General features: G+C 68.6%; 1 protein-coding gene. It reads right to left on the reverse strand.

What is annotated here, in order from left to right; genetic code table 11:
• On the reverse strand, positions 1 to 370 hold a 370-nt coding region (locus tag N5079_RS35205; protein ID WP_261588553.1), incomplete at both ends, for a polyketide synthase.

The raw sequence follows: 370 nt of genomic DNA on the forward strand, positions 1-370 counted from the left end.
CACGAAAGTTCCCGGTGATGTCATCACCGTCACGCCGCCTGCCAAGGCGAGGTCGGACTCGCCCGACCGGAGTGACCGTACGGCCAGGTGGAGCGCCACCAGGGACGATGAGCAGGCGGTGTCGACGGTCACCGCGGGCCCCTCGAACCCGAAGGTGTACGCGATCCTTCCCGACAGGACGCTGGCCGCCGTTCCGGTGATCAGGTATCCCTCGATCTCCTCAGGCGTCCGGCCGAGGCTGGTCGCGTAGTCCTGGCCGTTGGTGCCGGCGAACACGCCGGTGCGGCTTCCCTTCAGCGAGCGGGGGTCGATGCCGGCCCGTTCGAAGGTTTCCCAGGCCACCTCCAGTAGCAGGCGTTGCTGGGGGTCG

The sequence above is a fragment of the Planotetraspora sp. A-T 1434 genome, assembly GCF_025420585.1.
GTDB lineage: Bacteria > Actinomycetota > Actinomycetes > Streptosporangiales > Streptosporangiaceae > JAOEGB01.